The 19,562-nt window shown below is 61.9% G+C and carries 20 protein-coding genes and 1 pseudogene; 13 read left to right on the top strand and 8 right to left on the bottom strand.

The window, feature by feature from the left end:
• Positions 1-34 precede the first annotated feature (34 nt).
• On the bottom strand, positions 35-1,243 hold the full coding sequence (locus tag AAC691_RS22045; RefSeq protein ID WP_342628494.1) for an MFS transporter: 1,209 nt from the start codon (positions 1,241-1,243) through the stop codon (positions 35-37).
• A 553-nt stretch (positions 1,244-1,796) separates the two neighbouring features.
• Between AAC691_RS22045 and AAC691_RS22040 the strand changes: the two genes are divergently transcribed.
• Positions 1,797-4,043, top strand: a complete 2,247-nt coding sequence (locus AAC691_RS22040; RefSeq protein ID WP_342628493.1) for a methyl-accepting chemotaxis protein — start codon at positions 1,797-1,799, stop codon at positions 4,041-4,043.
• A 38-nt stretch (positions 4,044-4,081) separates the two neighbouring features.
• Here the strand turns inward: AAC691_RS22040 and AAC691_RS22035 are convergent, their stop codons facing one another.
• Positions 4,082-4,852, bottom strand: a complete 771-nt coding sequence (locus AAC691_RS22035) for a DUF3313 domain-containing protein (protein WP_342628492.1) — start codon at positions 4,850-4,852, stop codon at positions 4,082-4,084.
• 484 nt (positions 4,853-5,336) lie between these two features.
• Here AAC691_RS22035 and AAC691_RS22030 point away from each other — a divergent pair, with 484 nt between their 5' ends.
• Complete coding sequence (locus tag AAC691_RS22030) at positions 5,337-6,356, top strand: lauroyl acyltransferase (RefSeq protein ID WP_342628491.1); 1,020 nt, start codon at positions 5,337-5,339, stop codon at positions 6,354-6,356.
• Here the strand turns inward: AAC691_RS22030 and AAC691_RS22025 are convergent.
• Positions 6,320-7,036, bottom strand: a complete 717-nt coding sequence (locus AAC691_RS22025) for an SDR family oxidoreductase (protein ID WP_342628490.1) — start codon at positions 7,034-7,036, stop codon at positions 6,320-6,322. The two genes, AAC691_RS22030 and AAC691_RS22025, sit on opposite strands and share 37 nt — an antisense overlap.
• 133 nt (positions 7,037-7,169) lie before the next feature.
• Here AAC691_RS22025 and AAC691_RS22020 point away from each other — a divergent pair, with 133 nt between their 5' ends.
• The gene (locus AAC691_RS22020) at positions 7,170-8,081 is read left to right on the top strand and encodes a LysR family transcriptional regulator (protein ID WP_342628489.1); all 912 of its coding nucleotides are present in this window, start codon (positions 7,170-7,172) and stop codon (positions 8,079-8,081) included.
• A gap of 115 nt (positions 8,082-8,196) precedes the next feature.
• Here the strand turns inward: AAC691_RS22020 and AAC691_RS22015 are convergent, their stop codons facing one another.
• On the bottom strand, positions 8,197-8,775 hold the full coding sequence (locus tag AAC691_RS22015; RefSeq protein ID WP_342628488.1) for a helix-turn-helix domain-containing protein: 579 nt from the start codon (positions 8,773-8,775) through the stop codon (positions 8,197-8,199).
• Positions 8,776-8,894: 119 nt separating this feature from the next.
• On the opposite strand from AAC691_RS22015, the gene AAC691_RS22010 reads away from it, so the two are divergent.
• The 4 genes from AAC691_RS22010 to AAC691_RS21995 all read left to right on the top strand — a co-directional run bounded on the left by AAC691_RS22010 (position 8,895) and on the right by AAC691_RS21995 (position 11,397).
• Positions 8,895-9,629: an SDR family oxidoreductase gene (locus AAC691_RS22010; RefSeq protein ID WP_342628487.1), complete on the top strand. Its 735-nt coding sequence runs from the start codon at positions 8,895-8,897 to the stop codon at positions 9,627-9,629.
• A 44-nt stretch (positions 9,630-9,673) separates the two neighbouring features.
• A complete protein-coding gene (locus tag AAC691_RS22005; RefSeq protein WP_342628486.1) occupies positions 9,674-10,441 on the top strand; it encodes an SDR family oxidoreductase in 768 nt (255 codons plus the stop codon).
• Between the two features lie 30 nt (positions 10,442-10,471).
• The gene (locus AAC691_RS22000) at positions 10,472-11,068 is read left to right on the top strand and encodes an NADPH-dependent F420 reductase (protein WP_342628485.1); all 597 of its coding nucleotides are present in this window, start codon (positions 10,472-10,474) and stop codon (positions 11,066-11,068) included.
• 68 nt (positions 11,069-11,136) lie between these two features.
• The gene (locus tag AAC691_RS21995) at positions 11,137-11,397 is read left to right on the top strand and encodes an FAD-dependent oxidoreductase (protein WP_408906032.1); all 261 of its coding nucleotides are present in this window, start codon (positions 11,137-11,139) and stop codon (positions 11,395-11,397) included.
• Between the two features lie 7 nt (positions 11,398-11,404).
• Here the strand turns inward: AAC691_RS21995 and AAC691_RS21990 are convergent, their stop codons facing one another.
• Positions 11,405-12,304, bottom strand: a complete 900-nt coding sequence (locus tag AAC691_RS21990; RefSeq protein WP_342628484.1) for an AraC family transcriptional regulator — start codon at positions 12,302-12,304, stop codon at positions 11,405-11,407.
• Positions 12,305-12,475: 171 nt separating this feature from the next.
• On the opposite strand from AAC691_RS21990, the gene AAC691_RS21985 reads away from it, so the two are divergent.
• Together AAC691_RS21985 and AAC691_RS21980 are read left to right on the top strand one after the other, a co-directional pair.
• The gene (locus tag AAC691_RS21985; protein WP_342628483.1) at positions 12,476-13,429 is read left to right on the top strand and encodes an aldo/keto reductase; all 954 of its coding nucleotides are present in this window, start codon (positions 12,476-12,478) and stop codon (positions 13,427-13,429) included.
• Positions 13,430-13,603: 174 nt separating this feature from the next.
• Complete coding sequence (locus AAC691_RS21980) at positions 13,604-14,335, top strand: IclR family transcriptional regulator (protein WP_342628482.1); 732 nt, start codon at positions 13,604-13,606, stop codon at positions 14,333-14,335.
• A 64-nt stretch (positions 14,336-14,399) separates the two neighbouring features.
• On the opposite strand, the gene AAC691_RS21975 is transcribed toward AAC691_RS21980, so the two are convergent.
• The gene (locus AAC691_RS21975) at positions 14,400-14,717 is read right to left on the bottom strand and encodes a MoaF-related domain-containing protein (protein WP_342628481.1); all 318 of its coding nucleotides are present in this window, start codon (positions 14,715-14,717) and stop codon (positions 14,400-14,402) included.
• 205 nt (positions 14,718-14,922) lie between these two features.
• On the opposite strand from AAC691_RS21975, the gene AAC691_RS21970 reads away from it, so the two are divergent.
• The 3 genes from AAC691_RS21970 to AAC691_RS21960 all read left to right on the top strand — a co-directional run bounded on the left by AAC691_RS21970 (position 14,923) and on the right by AAC691_RS21960 (position 17,577).
• Positions 14,923-15,807 (top strand): LysR family transcriptional regulator, encoded by an 885-nt coding sequence (locus tag AAC691_RS21970; RefSeq protein WP_342628480.1) that lies wholly within the window; start codon positions 14,923-14,925, stop codon positions 15,805-15,807.
• 183 nt (positions 15,808-15,990) lie between these two features.
• Complete coding sequence (locus tag AAC691_RS21965; RefSeq protein WP_342628479.1) at positions 15,991-16,389, top strand: heme-binding protein; 399 nt, start codon at positions 15,991-15,993, stop codon at positions 16,387-16,389.
• Between the two features lie 15 nt (positions 16,390-16,404).
• A complete protein-coding gene (locus AAC691_RS21960) occupies positions 16,405-17,577 on the top strand; it encodes an MFS transporter (protein ID WP_342628478.1) in 1,173 nt (390 codons plus the stop codon).
• An 85-nt stretch (positions 17,578-17,662) separates the two neighbouring features.
• Here AAC691_RS21960 and AAC691_RS21955 read toward each other — a convergent pair.
• Together AAC691_RS21955 and AAC691_RS21950 are read right to left on the bottom strand one after the other, a co-directional pair.
• A pseudogene (locus AAC691_RS21955) lies at positions 17,663-17,839 on the bottom strand (transposase); the annotation flags it as partial.
• A gap of 99 nt (positions 17,840-17,938) precedes the next feature.
• On the bottom strand, positions 17,939-18,808 hold the full coding sequence (locus AAC691_RS21950) for a LysR substrate-binding domain-containing protein (protein ID WP_323990726.1): 870 nt from the start codon (positions 18,806-18,808) through the stop codon (positions 17,939-17,941).
• A gap of 97 nt (positions 18,809-18,905) precedes the next feature.
• Between AAC691_RS21950 and AAC691_RS21945 the strand changes: the two genes are divergently transcribed.
• A complete protein-coding gene (locus AAC691_RS21945) occupies positions 18,906-19,544 on the top strand; it encodes a LysE family translocator (RefSeq protein ID WP_342628477.1) in 639 nt (212 codons plus the stop codon).
• The last annotated feature ends 18 nt before the right edge of the window (positions 19,545-19,562 follow it).

Raw genomic sequence — 19,562 nt, 5'->3', positions numbered from 1 at the left:
GCGACGTTCCGTGCACGCTCCCCCTTGCCCGGCGTCAGGCATCGCAGGATGCCAGCCGACGCTCCTCGCGACCGCCGGCCAGCACCAGCGCCAGCCCCGCCGCCGCAAGCAGGCCGCCGGCGACCGGAACGGCCGCATAGCCCAAATCGAGGCGGATCACCGCACCCCCGACCGCGGCACCAAGCGCGTTGCCCAGGTTGAAGGCGCCGACATTGATCGACGAGGCCAGGCCGGGCGCCTCGGCCGCCGCCTGCATCACCCGCATCTGCACCGGCGGCACGATGGCGAAGGTCGCCGCCCCCCAGACCAGCAGGCCGGCCGCCGCGCCGACATGGCTCGTCAGCACCAGCGGCAGCCCCAGCATGATCGCGGCCAGCGCCGCCAGGAAGATCTTGGTCGCCCCGTCGAGCGACCAGTCGGCGAGCCGGCCGCCCAAGCCGTTGCCGATGGTGAAGCCGACACCGATCAGCACCAGGGCGATCGTCACGAACGTCCGCGACGCCCCCGCAAGATCGGCCAGGACGGGGGAAACATAGGTATAGAGCGTGAACATCGCGCCGGCGCCCATCACCGTCGTCGCCATGGCCAGCAGCACGGCCGGACGGACCAGCACGCCGAGTTCGCGCCGGATGTCCGGCATTTCGCCCGGCTCACCCCGCGGCAGCGCCAGCCACAGCGAGACGATGGCGAGAAGACCCAACCCTGCCGTCCCGGCGAAGGCCGCGCGCCAGCCCACCTGCTGGCCGACCCAGGTCGCCGCCGGAACGCCGCCGATATTCGCGATGGTCAGCCCCATGAACATGGTGGCCACGGCGCTGGCCTGCTTCTCCTGCGGCACCACGCTCGCCGCGACGATCGCGCCCAGGCCGAAGAAGGCCCCGTGATTGAGGCTGGTGACCAGCCGCGACGCCAGCAGCGTGTAATAATCCGGGGCCAGCGCCGAGAGGAGGTTGCCGATGGTGAAGATCCCCATCAGCAGCATCAGCGCGGTGCGCTTGCCGAAACGGCTGAAGGCAAGCGTCATGAACGGCGCACCGACCATGACGCCGACCGCATAGGCGCTGACCAGCAGCCCGGCCGAGGGAATGGACACGTCCACCCCCTGGGCGATCACCGGCAGCAGGCCCATCGGCGTGAATTCCGTGGTACCGATACCGAAGGCGCCGACGGCAAGCGCCAGCAGCGGCCAGTTGAAACCCGCCCCCGCCTCGGCCGCGGAACCACGGGAAACCGATCCGTTCATCACACTATTCTCCCCACTTCCACACCCGCTCGATCCCAGACCGCTTCAATTCCAGGCGGGCCCATGCGCGTTCACGACCTCCATGGAGCAATCTTGATATTCAGGCGCCAACGCGATGCCGCATGCAAGGCAATCCGGCCCCGAAGATAGGCCATGTCCGAGCCCTCGATAACCCATCGATCCACCACAATATCTGTGAAGAAAAATCACAGGCGAAGCATATCGAACGGCCTCGCGCCACCGCCCCGCCCTATATGGGTTGTTACAATAATCGGAAAATGGACGGTTCAAGATTTCAGACTATAAAATTAAACTATATTTTATTTTCCATAATATTCCACAGTCGCAGTCGTGAAAAATTCGTTGACCTTCCGCGGCCGATATGACTGAATCGCAACCTTAACTAACGGTAAATTCTGGCGAAATTCCCAAGAGCCTGACCTGACATGTGGGCCGAGAAGATCCGCTCCTGCGTACAACGACCAGGACGCCCGATATTTTCCACGAACATCAACGAAATGGCGTCTTTCCATTGCGTCGAAGGATTATTTTCATGACGGCATCGTCAAATGCGCCATCCCGTCGCTCCCTGTCGACGAAAATCATCATGATATGCGGGCTGTCCTTTGTCGTCATCCAGATCGTTGCCGTCGCCCTGTCCGCCAGGCTGATGAAAGCGCAGGTCGAAAAGACCATCTATTCCCAGGCCATTTCAAAAAGCCAGATCCTGGCGCAGCAGATCGTACAGGCGCTCGCCGCGCAGAACACCGTCGTGCGCAGTCTGCGGGGCACCATCGAATCCGCCCATCGGTCCGGGGTGCTGACCAGACAGTTCGTCATCGACAATTTGTCCGAAACCATGCGTCTCTTCCCCAATATTTACGGCATGGACGTCAAGGAAGCCCCCCACGAGGGCGAAGCCTCGCATTTTCCCGGCGGCCCGGTCGCGGATCGCCACGACACATTCTTCCCCTACGCCGTCCGCGGCCCCGACGGCAAGGTCTCGATCACCACCCCGCCGCTGCATTACAGCAATGTATTTTACAATATTATAAAGACCGGAAATCTGGAGGGTCTCGAACCGTATATCGATGCGGATTCAGGGGTTCCGATGGTATCGCCCACCTACCCCATCACGTTCGACGGCAAGAGAATCGCCGTCATCGGCGCGGACATCCCGCTCGGCTGGCTGGCCCCGCTCTTGAAAAGCGTTCACGTCACCCAGGGCTCGACCGTTTCCCTTCTCTCGGATCAGGGCGTCTGGATCGTCAATCCCGACCCATCCCTGACGATGAAACATGACGATGCCACTCCAGACATGCAAAACGCCATGGCCCAGCACAAGCTGACCATCATGCGGGGCTTCGACGGCGGCGCGGCGGACCGCATTGTCGTGCCGATCAGAATTGACGATTTCGGCATATATTGGACCCTCGTCGTCGACGTGCCGTCCGATGCCGTCACCAAGCCCGTATGGAATACCGTCTTTTCCCTTGTCGTTCCGGGCGTGACGCTGATTATCCTGTCCATCGTGCTGATGTGGGTCACGTTCGACAGGTTGCTCAGCACCCCCTTGCGCAACCTCCTGCGCTCAGTCGCGGAACTGGAACACGGCCAATATGACGTGACGGTATACGGGGCGCGGCGATCGGACGAAATCGGCGCCATGGCACGCGGGCTCGAGAGCTTTCGCGAATCCCTTCTCAAGGCACAGCAGGCCGACGCCGAATCCCGGCAGGCGCGCCGCCAGAACGAACTGATGCAGGCCAAGCGCCGCCAGGAAGACGAAAAGAGGCTCAAGGACGGCAACCGGGTCATCGAAACGATCGGCACCGGGCTGGACGCCCTGGCCGGCGGCGATCTCTCGGTCCGTATCCATGATACCCTGCCCCAGGAGTTCGAACCCCTGCGCGACAATTTCAACCAGTCGATCCAGCAGCTCGCTTTGGCCATCGGGAGTATTTCCGACGCGGTCGGCATCATCGGGAAAGGCAGCCAGGCCGTCTCCGGCGGTGCGGAGGAACTCGCCAGGCGAACGGAGCAGCAGGCCGCCGCCCTTGAAGAAACAACCTCCGCGATAAACCAGATTTCCAGGAACGTCTCTCATTCCGAGGACATCATCACCCATACCCGGGCCATCGGCATGAAAGCCTGCCGCTCCGCCGAAGCGTCTTCGGAAATCATGGGCAAGACCCGCGAGGCCATGCAGCGCATCGAGACAAGCTCCGCCGAAGTCGTCGCCATCGTGGAAATGATCGAAGACATCGCGTTCCAGACCAATATCCTGGCCCTCAATGCCAGTATCGAGGCCGCCAGCGCGGGCAATGCGGGAAAAGGCTTCGCCGTCGTGGCCAGCGAGGTCCGCAGCCTTGCCCAGCGCAGCGCCGAGGCCGCCAAGGGCATCAGCCGCCTGGTGAACAAGACGGTCGAGGACATTCATGCCGGCGCGACATGCGTGCGGGACACCGAGCGCGCGCTGCAGGATATTTCCGGCCTCGTCGCGACAATGGAGGAGAAACTGGACACGATCGTTCACAGCGCGCGCGAACAATCCTCCAGCCTCAGGGAGGTCACCACCGCCGTGAATGTCATGGATCAGACCACCCAGAAAAACGCGTCCATAGCCGACAATTCACGTTCGTCATCGCGAAGCCTGACAGGCGAGACGCAAAAGCTGATGGAACTGATCACACACTTCAAACTGCCGGCGCGCGAAGGCGCCTCCATTCGAATGCGACAGGGCGAAATCATCGATCTCGCAAAACTGATCCAGGACCGCCCGAGATCAACAGGCCGCTAAGCGGAGACACGGGCGATCGTCGGGGGCGGATCGCCCCGTCACGCCCCTCCCTGGCCACGCCGCGCCCCCTTGGCCTCGCCGATATCGCCCGTTTTCTCGACGATGGTCGTATGTTCCTGCTTGGACAGTTTCTCCAGTTTCTGCACAAGATGATGCGCACCGATGCGCACGCCCTCGCGCGCGGCGTCCAGATAACCGAAACTAACCGTCGGGTCCAAGGCGTCCGGTGTTTGTACCGTCACCTGAGCGTAAAGAAGGCGCGACGTTTGGGCATCATACACCTCGACGGCATAATAGACCGCACCATAGGCAGTCCCGTTCCCCCCAGCAGCCTGCATCCCCGCATTTGTAACCAGACCGACACTTGATATATGCGAAATCGTCGACAAAACGGGAATACTTTTCTTCACCCCCGTTAACGTGACATGAAAGCGAAGAGTGCGCGAATCAGCCGAATGGACAAGCGTGTATTTTTTACCGATCTCCTTCGGGAAGGTCTTATCTATATAGTTTGCCATATAGACGCGGTCATTCTTCGACGTGCTACCGAACTGTGCGTCCGAACCGCGGTAAATCTCGACCGGATCGATCATCGCCGATTTATATTTTGAAAAATCAGCGTCCGGATCCAAATATTGCCATTTGAACTCGCTGCTTTTCTGCAAGGACAATTGAGGGGACGATTGCAGGTTTTGATATTTTCTGGGGTCATCCGTGCATCCGACAAGCACCGCGCTCCCGCCGAAAGCACCGAGCACGATCAATGTATAACGGCATAAATCTCTATATCCTCGATATTTGTTTTTCATGATAAACACAGTTCGTCTCCGAATAGGTTGCGAATTGGAGGCCGCCGTTCGATCATTGCGGCGTCTACCCGAAAACGGCCATCGGGACCGGCCGAACCACAAGACGGACACCCGGCAGCCGTCCACGCCCGGCAAGCGGGCATCCGAGACAAGCTCTTGTTTCAATAAGAAGATTTGACGATATCCGGCGGCTCAGCGCTCCGGAACGCCGGTCTTGTACCTGCGGCGTTCGCACAACGGAGTCGGCAGAAAGAGAAAATATCGCCGCCATCGTTCACGAAGGGGTAGAGGGCTCATGTCCGTCATGGCGCCATGCTACCAGGAGATCGCTCTCAAACGATGTCAGACTGCGTCGTGTTTGTGTCAAGCGATACACAATCTCGCCGCACGGAAAGGAAGACGACATCAAACGGCAGGGGGAGCCAGGCAATATCGCCGCGGACAACACCCGGCTTCAGCGAATTCCAGCGGAGAGACGTCCGTCGTGAACGCCCACATATCGAGAGCATTGCAGCGTCCTGAATACCCGCGGCGCTCCGGAAACCGCCAGGCCGGCCTTGTTCGGTTGTTGCATGGCGTGCAAGGTCTGGTGTTGAGCGGCACCATCCGCGCGCTCCAATATCTCGGGCCCGCGCGGTGTTCCGATCTCGGCGCGATGCTCGCACGGACCGTCGGTCCTGTGCTTTCCGTTTCCCGTATAGCGCTGGATAATCTCAGAATCGCATTTCCGGAAATGGCAGAATCGTCTCGCGACGCACTCATGCGTGACGCGTGGGACAATCTGGGTCGTGTCGTCGCCGAATTCCCGCACCTGCCGAATCTTGGCCGTACCCAGGACGGTCCCGGCTGGGAGATCGTCGGGGAAGAATGTATCGCACAGGCATGGCAAGGGGGAAATCCACCGCTCTTCTTTTCGGCGCATTTGGGAAATTGGGAAATGATCCTCCCCATCGCCGGCGCACTTGGCCTGCCCGTGGCCGGCGTGTACCGCAGGACCAGCAATCCCGTTATCGACAGGTTGATTCAGGGCATCAGGGAACGCGCCGGTTCCGGAACCAAAATGTTTCCCAAGGGACGTCAGGGGGCCAGAGCCATCATCGCGCATCTGTCCGCCGGCGGAACGGTCGGGTTTCTGGTCGACCAGAAAATGAACGACGGGATAAAGATCCCCTTTTTTGGAAGCCCGGCATGGACCGCGCCGGCGATCGCCCATCTCGCATTACGCTTTGAAAGAAACATCGTTCCAGTAAGCATCGTGCGCATCGACCCTGCGCGTTTTCGTCTTGTTTGCGAACCTGCGCTCAGGATCTCCTTGTCGGGCAACCAGAAGGAAGACGAAGTCTCCATCATGTCGGCGATCAACCGCCATCTCGAAGGCTGGATCAGCAGCCGGCCGTCCGCCTGGCTTTGGTTCCATCGGAGATGGCCGAAAGGTGCCCCAGCCGATCAAGGACACCACGGCGCCGTTCACCACGGAACGGCACGCCCCTCGCGATCCAGATAACGCAGACCGGGCCTGCCTCGCTGCGCGAGGACCATGTCCACGATCTTCGGAACGGTCTCCTCCAGGCCGAGCGGCGCATCGGGCCCGCCCAGCTCCGTGCGAATCCACCCCGGCGCCACCAGCACCAGGGCGCGCGGCTCGCCCGCATGGCGGGCCGCATAGCAGCGCATATACTGATTGAGCGCCGCCTTGCTCCCGCGATAGACCTCGCGGCCGCCATGGGTGTTGTTGGCGATGCTCCCCTGTCCCGACGACATGACGCCGATCGTGCCGGCCGGCGAGACGAGATCCTGCAATCCCTCGACCACACGCATCGGACTCAACGCATTGGTGACCATCACGCGGACGAACTCCTCCGTCGACGTCTTCCCGATGGTCTCTCGCGGGTCGGCATTGGCAGTGCCCGCATTGACGAACAGGATATCGAAGCGGCGTCCGGCAAGGCGGTGCCGCAGCGCCATGATCTGATCCGGCTCGGTCATGTCGAGCTGCGCGATCTCGACGCGGTCGCCATGGGCATCCGCCAGGTCGTGCAGCAGGGTCCGGCCCATGCCGCGTACCGTCCCGACGACGGTCCATCCCTTCTTCAGGAACTCGGCCGCCATGGCATGGCCAAGGCCGCGCGACGCGCCGATAAGCAGAACCGAGCCCGGCGCGTCATGAAATGTGGTGGGGGTCATGGAAACAGCTCTCGCCTGATGATGTCCGCAGCGAATATGTTTCCCCCGCACGGGCGGCGCCAGACGCACAGGATGCACATTATGATTGCATCAGACGCCATGTCCAAAGGATTGAACCGGCGAGTATCCAGCCATGGGCGATATCGATCTGAACCTGCTTCCCGCACTCGACGCCCTCCTGGCCGAGGGCAGCGTGACCGGTGCCGCACGCCGCCTGGGCCTCAGCTCTTCCGCCATGAGCCGCACGCTCGCGCGGCTGCGCTCCGCGACAGGCGATCCGTTGCTCGTGCGTGCCGGGCGCGGCCTCGTGCCGACACCCCACGCGGCCGAACTGCGCACCCGGGTTCATGACATGACGCGCGCGGTGCAGGCGGTCCTCAGTCCGCGGACCGATCGGCTGGACGTCGCCACACTCGACAGAACATTCACCATCCGCGCCAATGAAGGGTTCGTCGGGCTGTTCGCGGCCCCCCTGGTGACCGCCGTCACCGAGGCGGCGCCCCATGTCCGCCTGCGGTTCGCGCCCAAGCCGGTCAAGGACGCCACCCCGCTCCGGGAAGGAGAGATCGACCTCGAAATCGGCGTGCCTGGTGCGTTCGCACCGGAAGTGCGCACCCATTTTCTCTTCCGCGACACGTTCGTGGGCGTGACGGCGGCAGGACATCGGCTGCTGTCGGCCGCCATAACCCCGCAGCGCTATGCGGCCTGCAGGCATGTCGTGGTCTCGCGCAGGGGCATCGCCACGGGCCCGGTCGACACGGCCCTGGCGGCGCTGGGGCTTCACCGCCGGATCGTCGCGATCATGCCGGGCTTCCCCGATGCGCTGCGCATCGCGCGTCGGTCCGATCTGGTCGCGCTCGTCCCCCAATCATGCCTCGGCGTCGACCCGTCCAGCGATGCCGCGATCGGCGACGGCCTGGTCACGTTCCCACTGCCGGTTCCAACGCCCGAGATCATGATATCGGCCATGTGGCATCCGCGCATGACCGCCGACCCGGCCCACCGCTGGCTGCGCGACATCGTGGCGGCGGTGTGCCGCCGCTGATCAGAGCGACCGGCCGGGATCCCCCCCTCCGGCGCCAGCTCGATCGCGCCATGGCGACCGTCAAAGCGTTGAGAGCCGTCTCAGGCGCATTGCCACCATCCGACGCCGGTCTGATTCAAGGCGTCGCCTTCCCGGCATCGTTTCCGGGCCGATTTGTCAGGATGGCGCTCGTAATAAGGTGAACGAGATGATCCGCCCGCGACGCGAATGAGGGTTGGTCAACCGCCCAGCCGAGAGCCGTGACCAGGGCGAACAGGTCGTCCCCATTCATATCGGCGCGCGCCGTTCCCTCCTCCTGCGCACGGAGCAGCAGTCGCGCGCCTGCCGAATGCACGGCTGCGCATGAAGCATAAAGAGCGGAGTCCGGGTTCGCGTGGGCGGCCGCCATCATGGCGACAACGCCCCGATAGCTTTGGGCGAATGCCACCAATTCCCGAAACCAGGACAGAAGTGCGTCATCCGCCGAAATCGACGTTTCGCGGTCGTCTGCCTTCTGCGCCAGCGCGTCCAGATTGGTACACAGCAACGCTTCGAACAGGGCTTCCCGCGTCGGGAAATGACGAAGCAGCGTGGCCAACCCGACGCCGGCCCGGCGAGCGATATCGCGCATCGACACGTCGGCACCGTGCTCGGTGACGACGTCACGCGCGACCGTGAGAATTTGGCTGCGATTTTTTTTTGCGTCGGCTCGCATGGATTGCCTTGATAATCGGATCAGTGATCCATATAAATGGATCGGCGATCCATTAAAAATACAGCGCACGCCCGCAAATGACAACAGAGGCGCTGCCCGACACGCCGAAGGGAAAAGCCATGAGAAAGCTTGAGGGTAAGGTTGCAGTCGTCACCGGAGGCGCTACCGGCATCGGCCTCGGCGCGGCAAGGCGCTTCATCGAGGAAGGCGCCCTCGTCTTCATCTTCGGCCGCCGGCAGTCAGCGCTCGACGCCGCCGTGGCCGACCTCGGACCCGATGCCCGCGCGGTGAAGGGCTCGGTCACCGATCTGGCCGACCTCGACCGCCTCTACGCGGCGGTGAAGGCCGAACGCGGAACCCTCGACATCGTCTTCGCCAATGCCGGCGCGGGAAGCCCGCTTCCGCTCGGCGAGATCACCGCCGCGCACATCGACGAAATCTTCGACACCAACGTGAAGGGTACGATCTTCACGGTCCAGAAGGCACTGCCGCTGATGGGGCCGGGCGGTTCGATCATCCTGACGGGATCGAGCGCCGGCACCACGGGCGCCCCGGAGTTCAGCGCCTACAGCGCGAGCAAGGCGGCAGTGCGCAACCTCGCGCGGACCTGGGCGGAGGACCTGAAGGGCACCGGCATCCGGGTCAACGTATTGTCGCCCGGGCCGACGGCGACCGAACTCGCGAAGGACGCGCTGGGCGAGGAGGGCATGAAGGTCTTCGCCTCGATGAATCCGCTCCAGCGCATGGCCGATCCGGCGGAGATCGGGGCGGTGGCCGCCTTTCTCGCGTCGCAGGACAGCAGCTTCATGACCGCCAGCGAGGTCGCCGCCGACGGCGGCCTGGCGCAGATCTGACGCACCGCGCCCGGCCGATCACTCCATCCACGGAAGAAAACGAAATGGCACACCCGCTTGAAGGAAAAACCGCGCTCGTTACCGGGGCATCGCGGGGCATCGGCCGCGCCATCGCCGAACGTCTCGCAAAGGATGGTGCGACGGTCGCGCTGACCTACAACGCCAGCAAATCCGGCGCGGACGAGGCGGTCGCAGCCATCGAGAAAGCCGGAGGGACTGCATTCGCGATCCACGCGAACCTCGTTGACCCGGCGACCGTCCCGGCCCTGTTCGAGAGACTGGACGCCGAGTTCACCAGGCGCAACGGACACAAAGCCCTCGACATCCTGGTCAACAACGCCGGCAATTCCGGCTGGGTCGGCTTCCAGGACGCAACACCGGAGCGTTGGGACACCCTGATCGCGGTCTACGCCCGCGCGCCCTTTTTCATCGTGCAGGCCGCGCTGGATCGTCTTGCCGATGGTGGAAGCATCATCAACATCTCTTCCGCCGCCGCCACGAAGCCCGTGACGGCCGCGCCCGTCTACTCGATGGCCAAGGCAGCGATCAACACTCTGACCCATGCGCTGGCAATCGAGCTGGGGCCGCGTGGAATTACCGCGAACGCCGTGGCACCGGGCTACACCCGAACGGACGTGAATGCCGCCATCCGGCAGAATTCCGAACTCGTAAAGGCAGTCGAGGCCCAAATCGCACTGGGACGCTTCGGCGAGCCCTCGGAAATCGCCGCCGTCGTGGCGTTCCTGGCCTCCGATGACGGCCATTGGGTGACGGGCCAGACGATCGAGGCAAGCGGCGGCTACAAGCTCTGACCACGCCGAAAAAAATCGAAGGAGACCATAATGAGCTACGCAATTATCGGCTTCGGCAAGATCGGCCATGCTCTCGCCAGGGCGTTCGCCCGCAAGGGCATCGAAGTATCCGTCGCCACCACGCGCGATCCAGCGTGCTTTGCATCCGATGCAGCCGCGATCGGCCCTACGATCATCCCCGCAACGCTGGCGGACGCCGTCAAGGCGGACATCATCTTCCTGGCGGTCCGTTTCGAGTCACACCCGGAGATCGCGAAGACGCTGCCCGACTGGAAGGGAAAGACCCTCATCGACACGATGAACACCCTCGCCCCGCTTGAAGAACTGGATGGTCTCCCGTCCTCTGCCGTCGTCGCGAAGGCGTTCACCGGAGCCAGGCTGGTGAAAGGCTTCAACCACCTGGCCGCCGCCATCCTGGACCAGGACCCCGCCGTGCACGGCGGCAGGAGAGTCGTGTTCCTGGCCGGCGACGATGACGGCGCGACAGCCGAGATCGGTGCGCTCGCGGAAAATCTCGGTTTCGCGCCGATCAATCTCGGCGGACTTTCAGAAGGCGGATTGCTTGTGCACGCGCGCGGCAATCGCTGGGGCCACCTGATCTTTAAGGACCTGGTCAAGTTCGACTGATAAATCATGCCTCCTGGACACATCCCGCACCTCTACCGGTGGATCACCGCTGGGAACGCCTGCCCGGCGTGACCTTGCTGGGTGACGCCGCGCACTTGATGTCCCCTTTCGCTGGCCAAGGCGCCAATCTGGCGATGTTCGACGCCGCCGAACTGGCCCGCGCAATCGTCGCCGATCCCGATGACGGCGACGCCGCGCTGGCTGCCTACGAACGTGAATTGTTTTGCCGGAGCAAGCGCGTCGCCGTTGCAAGCGCGCGAAACCTGGATCAGTTTTTTGGCACGGATGCGCCACAGAACGTCGTCGATCTATTCAGCAATCCTGCGTGAATGAAACTCAGGCGACCACCGTCAAGCCCGGCGAAGCGCGCAAGCGGGCTATGTCGCGCGCCGGCGGTTCTCCAAAGTGGCGGCGATATTCGCGACTGAACTGCGACGGGCTTTCATACCCCACGCGGAGGGCGGCAGTCGTGATGTCGATGTCCTCCACCAGCATCAGGCTGCGCGCGTCCTGCAGCCGGAGCTGCTTCTGGAACTGCAGCGGCGTCATCGCCGTCACGGCGCGAAAATGCGCGTGCAGGCTCGACGGACTCATGCCCACGTCCGCGGCAAGCCGTTCGATGCTGAACCGTTCCCGGACGTGCTGCCCGATCCAGGCGATGGCGCGGCCGACCTGGGCCATCCGCCCCTGGCTGGACGTAATGTGGCGCATCCTGGCGCCGTCCGGGCCGGCAAGCAGGCGATAGAGAATTTCCTGCTCGGCAAGCGGCCCGAGCACGGGCAGCGCCGCCGGATCGTCGAGCAGACGCAGCAGGCGCAGGACCGCGTCGAGCAGTCCGGCACCGGCGTCGGACACCGTCTTGCCTATGGGCGGAGCGGGCACGCCCGGCGGAGGCGGCACGCGCAACGCCAACTGGCCCAGCATGACCGGATCGAAATCGAGATACAGGCAGAGATAGGGCCTGTCGGGCGTCGCCTCGACCACCTGGCCCGTCACCGGCAGGTCATGGGTTACGATCCCATAGCGGCCCGGCGCATATCTGAACGCACGGTCGCCCAGCGTGACCTCCTTTTGCCCCTGCGCGACGAGGCACAGTTGCGGCCGGTAAACATTCGGCATCGGCATCGTGACCGTGGAGGATCGAACAAATATCATACGTTCGATGGGGGTGGCGTGAAAGCCATCCTTCGAGACGTGCCTCGCAATCACGGCAGAAATTTCGGCCAGTGTTTCCATAGGACGGACCATCGCACGCGCGCGGAAAGGCGACAATGCGAAACGCGGCATCCGGAGGATCGGGCAGAAATCCCGGCGCATCGGGCTAACGGTTCGGCGTCGCCGCGCATCACAATGCCGCCAGCGCCCGGGTCACGGCGAACCGGGCTGCGGAACAAGTATGGAGCGACCATGACAATCGAGACCCTGAAAATTCCCCAGATCGCACTGGGCACCTGGGCCTGGGGCGACAGCGGCGAGGCCGGCGACGGCTATTTCGGCAGCCACCTGACCCGGGCTGACCTGGAAGAGGTCGCGGACAAAGCGCATGCGGCCGGCTTCACGCTGTGGGATACCGCCATGGTGTACGGCATGGGCCGTTCGGAAACCGTACTCGGGGACGTGCTGAAGCGCTTCGCGCGCAGCGACTACCAGCTCTCCACGAAATTCACCCCGCAGGCCGCGGGCACCGGGGATAACCCGGTAGCGGACATGCTGGAGCAAAGCCTGGCACGCCTCGGCACCGACTACATCGACCTCTACTGGATTCACAATCCAGCCGATGTGGCACGGTGGACGCCTTACCTGATCCCGTTGCTCAAGAGCGGCAAGGTCAAACATGTCGGCGTCTCGAATCACACCCTGAGCGAAATCAAGCGCGCCAACCGGATTCTCGAAGAATCCGGGTTCCGGGTCGAGGCCATCCAGAACCACTATAGTCTCCTTTACCGCGGCTCCGAGGATGCCGGCATCCTGGATTATTGCCGCAGCCACGGCATCCCGTTCTTCGCCTATATGGTTCTGGAACAGGGCGCCCTGACCGGCAGATACAGTCCGGAGAACCCGCTGCCGGAAGGCACCAACCGGGCGCGGGCTTACAACGGCATGCTGCCTCAATTGCAGGCGCTGACGGACAAGCTCGCCTCGATCGGCCAAAGCCACGGTGCGGCAGCTCCCGATGTCGCGACGGCCTGGGCCATCGCCAAGGGCGCGACGCCGATCATCGGCGTCACCAGGCCCGACTACGTCGATGGCCTGGTCCGGGCCACCAGCTTGACGCTCACCGGCGACGAGGTCGCGGAGTTGGAAGCCCTCGCCGACGCCGCCGACGTGAACACCCGCGGCTGGTGGGAAAAAGAAATGTAAGTCCGAGCGCCTGCGCAAGCGCCGCACATTATTCTTTCCTTGGGTGGGGCTACCGGCATTCGCGGAGGCGACGGAAATGCGCCAATATTCCACATTGTTGAACTTCTGACCGAAATAGCGCCGAAAATTCTTGAAAATCTGCTATGATCGTGCGGCTTGTTCGCGGAGGTGCTCTTGCCGGAGAATGAAGACAATGGAGGACGGTTGATCCAGTCGATCGAGCGCGCCGTCGCCATTCTGGAGATCATCGCCCGCGAGGGCGGTGCGGCCTCTCTCAAGCATATCGCCGAGAGGACCGGCATCGGCAAGACGACGGCACACAATATCCTCAAGACGCTGGACGTGCTGGGCTATGTCCGCCGGCGCGTCGGCGATACCCGCTATCACCTGGGCGGGCGCATTCTGAACCTTGCCCGGATCACGGGTGATGACGGCGCGCTACGGACCCGTCTGCGCCCGGTGCTGGAGGCCATTGCGGTGAAGACGGGCGAGACGGTCTATCTTGCCGTGCCGAGCGGTGACGAAACCTATTATCTCGATGCTATCGAATCGGACCGGATGCTGAGGACAGCGAGTCCCGGTGAAGCCAGGCTGCGGCTTGAAGGATCAGCGATCGGCCTCGTCTTCCTCGCCTTCATGCCGGGCCTCGGCAAGCGTGTGCTGGCGACCCGCGCCGATGCGCTTGGTCCGGATATCCAATCGCAGATCGACGCGGTCGAGAGGGTCGGGTTCGCGCTCGATCTCGAAAACTATGAGCCAGGTCTTCACTGCGTCGCCGTTCCCTGGCGGGAAAACGGCGAGGTCCGGGCCGCCATCGGCTTGAGCGGACCATCGACCCGCCTGCCGCGCGACAAGCTGACGGACCTTGCCTGGATGATGATGAGAGAGGCCGAGAAGGTTCAATGACGCAACAAGACCAGTCCACTGTAAGGCACCGCAATCGGAATTGCGACAGTACCCATGTTGCGCTTCACAGAATTTCTCCGGCCATCACGTAAAAATCCCCGCTCATCATGGTGTAGAAAGCGCGGCAGATCTTCTGCTCGAAATTATCACAGTGAACGACCGTCGATTTGTCGTCCTCTTGCCATGACAGGAGGAAGTTTCCGCCGGCCAGTTCAGTCCATCGAAATGGCACTGTCATCTGTGTCCCCAGCAGGTCACCCGACAAAAATTCGACAGAGACGGTCGTTCCATCCGCCGAATAGGCATTCGTTACTTCCAGTCCGTTTTCGAAGCGGATCGTGTATTTTTTCCCGGCATGGGGAAACGTCGTTTGTTCTGTCATGTCTGTGTCCCTGGAAAGCGAATGAACAAATTCATCCCGAGATATAACGCCATTGGATACAAGATAAATAAGCTTGCATTCCATTCATTATAGAAGAAATGTCCATAATGAACGCATGGAGGCGCCTCCCGATCGAACGGGTGCGCGATGACACATCATGAACCGTTACCAATGACGCCCCAAAGGGCGTGCCGGAGACTGTCGGATGGATTCGATTTACGGGATCAGCCTGTTCGTGAAAGCGGCCGAGACGCTCAGTTTCATCGATGTCGCCCGAACCACCGGGCTATCGGCTTCGGCGGTGGGCAAAAGCATTGCCAGGCTCGAACGGAGCATCGGCGTCACTCTGTTCCGTCGCACCACCCGAAGCATGACATTGACCTCGGAAGGAGAAATTTTCCTTCACCACTGCCGCAATATTCTCGAGGAATTTCATATCGCCAAACAGAAGCTCGACCATATCTCCGAGGAACCGAGCGGCCCTCTACGGATCACCCTGCCTCTGGTCGGGCCCCTGTTCAACCCGATCCTCAAGGAATTCATTTCAACCAATCCGAACGTGCAACTGGATGTTCATTTCTCCGACCATTTTGTGGATCTGGTCGAAGGCGGCTTCGATGCGGCAGTGCGGATCGGCGACATTGACGATTCCCGGCTTGTCCGCCGACATCTCGGCTCCTTTCGCATGCAGGTGGTCGCCTCCGCGAAATATCTTCAAGCCAGGGGAACACCACGGACGCCACAGGATTTGAGTAATCATAGCTGCCTTCTCTATAAATATCCCTCCAGCGGCAAGTTCGAAGAATGGCCACTTCCCGATTGGCGGAAGATCACTGCCGGCACTTTCAGCCACCATACCGTCTGCAACGCGATTGAATCGCTTTTATTCCTCGCAGAGAGCGGCTGCGGTATCGCCTGCCTGCCCGACTTTCTCGTCAAGAGATCGATCGCTGCAAAGGGACTCGTCGCCGTGCTCGAAGACTATGAATCGCCGGCACGCGATCTCAATATATTATGGCCGCCAGGTCAGTACATGACCACCAAGCTCCGGCGCTTTATCGACATCCTGACCGAGACGCTTATTATTTGATCGCGGTATTCCCGCAAATGCCGCGATTCTCTGCAATGCCGGGCGACAGGAATACCGTCCGACGCCGCCGCGCCTGGGCGTTCAGCATTATTGAACATATGGCGTTTTTAAAAAACACTTGTTTTGTTTAGCGCATTCCTGAATATTGTCCTGGCTTCCTTCAGTCCAACGAGAGGAAGCCGGATGAACTCCGAACTCGCCACATCCCTCATCGCGACCGCGACAGCCGAAGCCACCAAAGGCGGCGTTGCCGTCTGCATCACAATCCTCGACGCCGCGGCCCATCTCGTCGCCTTCCATCGCATGGACGGCGCCAACATCGGCCCGATCGAGGTCAGCCAGAAGAAGGCGCGCACCGCCGCGCTGTTCCAGACCGACAGCCTTCAGCTCGGACAGGCCGCTCAGCCCGGCGGCCCGATCTATACGCTTGAAAACACCAATGGCGGTCTCATCAGCTTCGGCGGCGGTGTCGTGCTGCGCGACAGGGCCGGCACGGTGATCGGTGCCATCGGCATAGGCGGCGCACCCGTCGAAGTTGATGAGATCATCGCGCAGGCGGCCGCCGCCACGCTGCTTTCCTAAGCGAGGAAGACAGGCATGCCAATCGGTCTCTTCGCTCTCGCGGTGTCCGCCTTCGCCATCGGCACCACCGAATTCGTCATCGTCGGACTGATCCCGGGAATGGCCCGGGATCTTTCCGTATCCATCCCGACTGCCGGCCTGCTCGTCAGCCTGTATGCGCTATCGATCACGCTTGGCGCGCCGACCGTCACGGCGCTGACCGGCCGGTTGCCGCGCCGCCCGCTCGCCATCACCCTGATGCTGATTTTCACCCTCGGCAATCTGATCGCCGCCTTTGCGCCGGGCTATGACATGTTGCTTGCCGGGCGTATCGTGACCGGCATCGCCCATGGCGTGTTCTTCTCGATCGGCGCAACCGTCGCGACGTCGCTGGTCGACAAATCGCGTTCGTCGCAGGCCGTCGCGCTGATGTTCGCCGGACTGACCGTCGCCATGGTGGTCGGCGTGCCGTTCGGGGCGTTCGTCGGCCAGCATTGGGGCTGGCGCGCGCCGTTCCTGGTGGTCGCGGCGCTCGGAGCGATCAGCGTGGCCGGGTTGATGGCATGGCTGCCCAAGGCCATCCCGCATACGCCGCCAACCGGCCTGGTCTCTCAACTCGGTCTCCTCGGCAAGCCAAGGCTGCTCGCCATGTATCTCGTGACGACTTTCGGCTTCGGCAGTTCCTTCGTCGTCTTCACCTATCTCTCGCCGCTGATGACAGGCGTAACCCATGTCAGCGAAGAGACCGTTAGCCTGGCGCTGATGCTGTTCGGGGTCGCCACCGTCATCGGCAATCTGTTCGGAGGCAGGCTCGCCGACCGGATCGGCAGCGAACCTGCGCTCAGGATCGTTCTGATCGGACTGATCGTCTCGCTGGCCGCCCTGCCGCTCACGGCAAGCCATGTCATCGGCATCTTCGTGAATCTGTTCGTCTGGGGCGTATTCGCCTTCGCGATCTCTCCGATCATGCAGGCGGGGGTCGTAAAGACGGCCGCGATCGAAGCCCCCGACGCCATCGGCACAGCCTCGGGCTTCAATATCGCCGCCTTCAATCTCGGCATATCGGGCGCCTCATTCATCGGCGGCGTTCTCGTCAATGGCCCCGGCGTAATCACGACACCATGGGCCGCCATCGCGCTCGTCGCGCTGGCTCTGCTGATCGTCGAATGGCTCCTGCGTCAAAGACGCTTGAGCCTTCGCACGGCATGAGAGGTGGCCCCATTCGTTCGGATAGATTTGCGGATTGAATAAGCTATTGCCCGGTGTGCTATGCCGCCAATTTCTCGCTGTCGCTGCCCGAAAAGGCCGCAGCCATGCCCTCGATCGCCTGGCGCTTCCACTGGGCGATCATCGTCTGATGCACACCGTGCTTCGACGCCAGTTCCGACAGCGTCTGCTCGCCACGGATCGCCTCAAGAGCCACCCGCGATTTGAACTCACCCGAATACCGTTTCCTCGTACCGTTGCCCATCAGTCCCTATCCAGGCCGGGGATAGCTTGTCACCCTGTCCGATTTTCCGGGGCCGCCCCTGTTACGTGGGGGCGGCAGTGTGGGTTGCAGCTACGAGTTTTATGAGCTTGGAATAGAATAACCGCTTACGCCATGCCGTATCTGCTGCGTGAGTTCGCTGGCGGCCCGTGGAAGCTGCCCTTTCGCATGGTAGAGATTGATTGCGAATGACGGGAGTTCAGGAAGGTTCTCCCCGAAGGGCAGAATGTCGAGATCATTTGGCACCGTCGAGGCCAACCATGCCGTTACCGCCAGATCGGCGCGGATCGTGGCGCGGGTCGCATCAATGCTGCCGCTCTCGAACATCGTTCGCCAAGCAAGATCGCATTCACCGAGAGCTTGCAAGACAACCGGACGAAAGGCGCACGTTTCGGCAACCATTGAAATCGGAAGCGGAGTCTTGAGATGCGCCGCTCCCCCTTTTGCTCCGACCCAAACCAGGCAATCGATCGCCAGGCATTCCCCATTTGAGTTATCCACCGGCTCCTCGACCAAGGCGAGGTCGATTGTGCCGTTGGTGATCGCCGTCCGAAGCTCCGGAGAGGCAAGGCAGACGAGTTCGATTTCCACCTTCGGATAGGCTTCCGAAAATGTTTTCAAAATCGGGGTCAGCCATGTTCCCACAAGGTCATATGGTGCGCCGAGACGGACGCGGCCGCCGATCGGCCCTTCCGCCATATCCGCCCACAACTCGTCATTGAGCGCGACGAGTCTGCGCGCTTTTCCCAGCAACCGCTCGCCATTCGGCGTCAGGCGGAGAGTGCGTCGTTCGCGAACGAACAACGCGCCTGACAAATCCTCCAGCCGGGCAATCTGCTGGCTGACGGCGCTCTGCGTAAGATTCAAGGCGTTTCCGGCTGCCGTCATGCTGGTGTGATCGGCGACGGCAACGAAGGTGCGAAGCAGGGTGAGATCGAGATTGCGGACCATGCCGTGCATTATGGCTCATAATGGATACCCTGCACAACATGCGATTTAATTATGCCACGAACAACAATAGAGTTCCCCGAATAACTTGGGGATCAGAATGTCCGTCACTGAATTTCTGCCGCTCGTTCTGTTTGTCATTGTATCCACGGCCACGCCGGGCGGCGCTACAACCCTCGCCACGGCTTCCGGCGCTCATTTCGGCTATCGCCGCTCCGTGCCGTTCATGTGTGGGATTGCCGTGGGTCTAGCCACCATGGCCGCGTCGGCAGCAGCCGGATTGGGGAGCGTAATTCTGGCGTTTCCGTCGCTTCAGCTTGCTATGAAGCTTATCGGCTCGCTCTACCTGCTATGGCTCGCGTGGAAAATGGCGCGGAGCGGCCCGCCGCACTTGCATTTAAGCATCGCCAAACCGACCAGTTTTCCCGGCGCGGTTTGGCTGGTCTGGCACAACCCAAAAGGTTGGGCGATGGCGTTGGGGGCAGCCGCATCTTTTGCCTCGCTCGCAGATGAACCATTCCACCTCGCGCTTATCCTGGGAATTTCATTTGGCGCTGCGGCGATCCTTTCACTCTCGCTTTGGTGCGCAGCCGGCGTGTTGCTCTCCCGCCTTCTTCGGACAGACGCTCAATGGCACGCTCTCAATGCCCTGTTGGGCGCTTTACTTGTCATTTCGATCATACCGATGTGGCTCGAATACGCCCAGCCTCCGATCAGCGGCAGCGGCCATCTTGGTTGACAGAATCGACCAAGATGA

Origin of the sequence: Nguyenibacter vanlangensis (genome assembly GCF_038719015.1) — a bacterium.
Lineage (GTDB): Bacteria > Pseudomonadota > Alphaproteobacteria > Acetobacterales > Acetobacteraceae > Gluconacetobacter > Gluconacetobacter vanlangensis.
The sequence above is the reverse complement of the archived record's forward strand: the minus strand, read 5'-3'. Positions and strand labels throughout refer to the sequence as shown.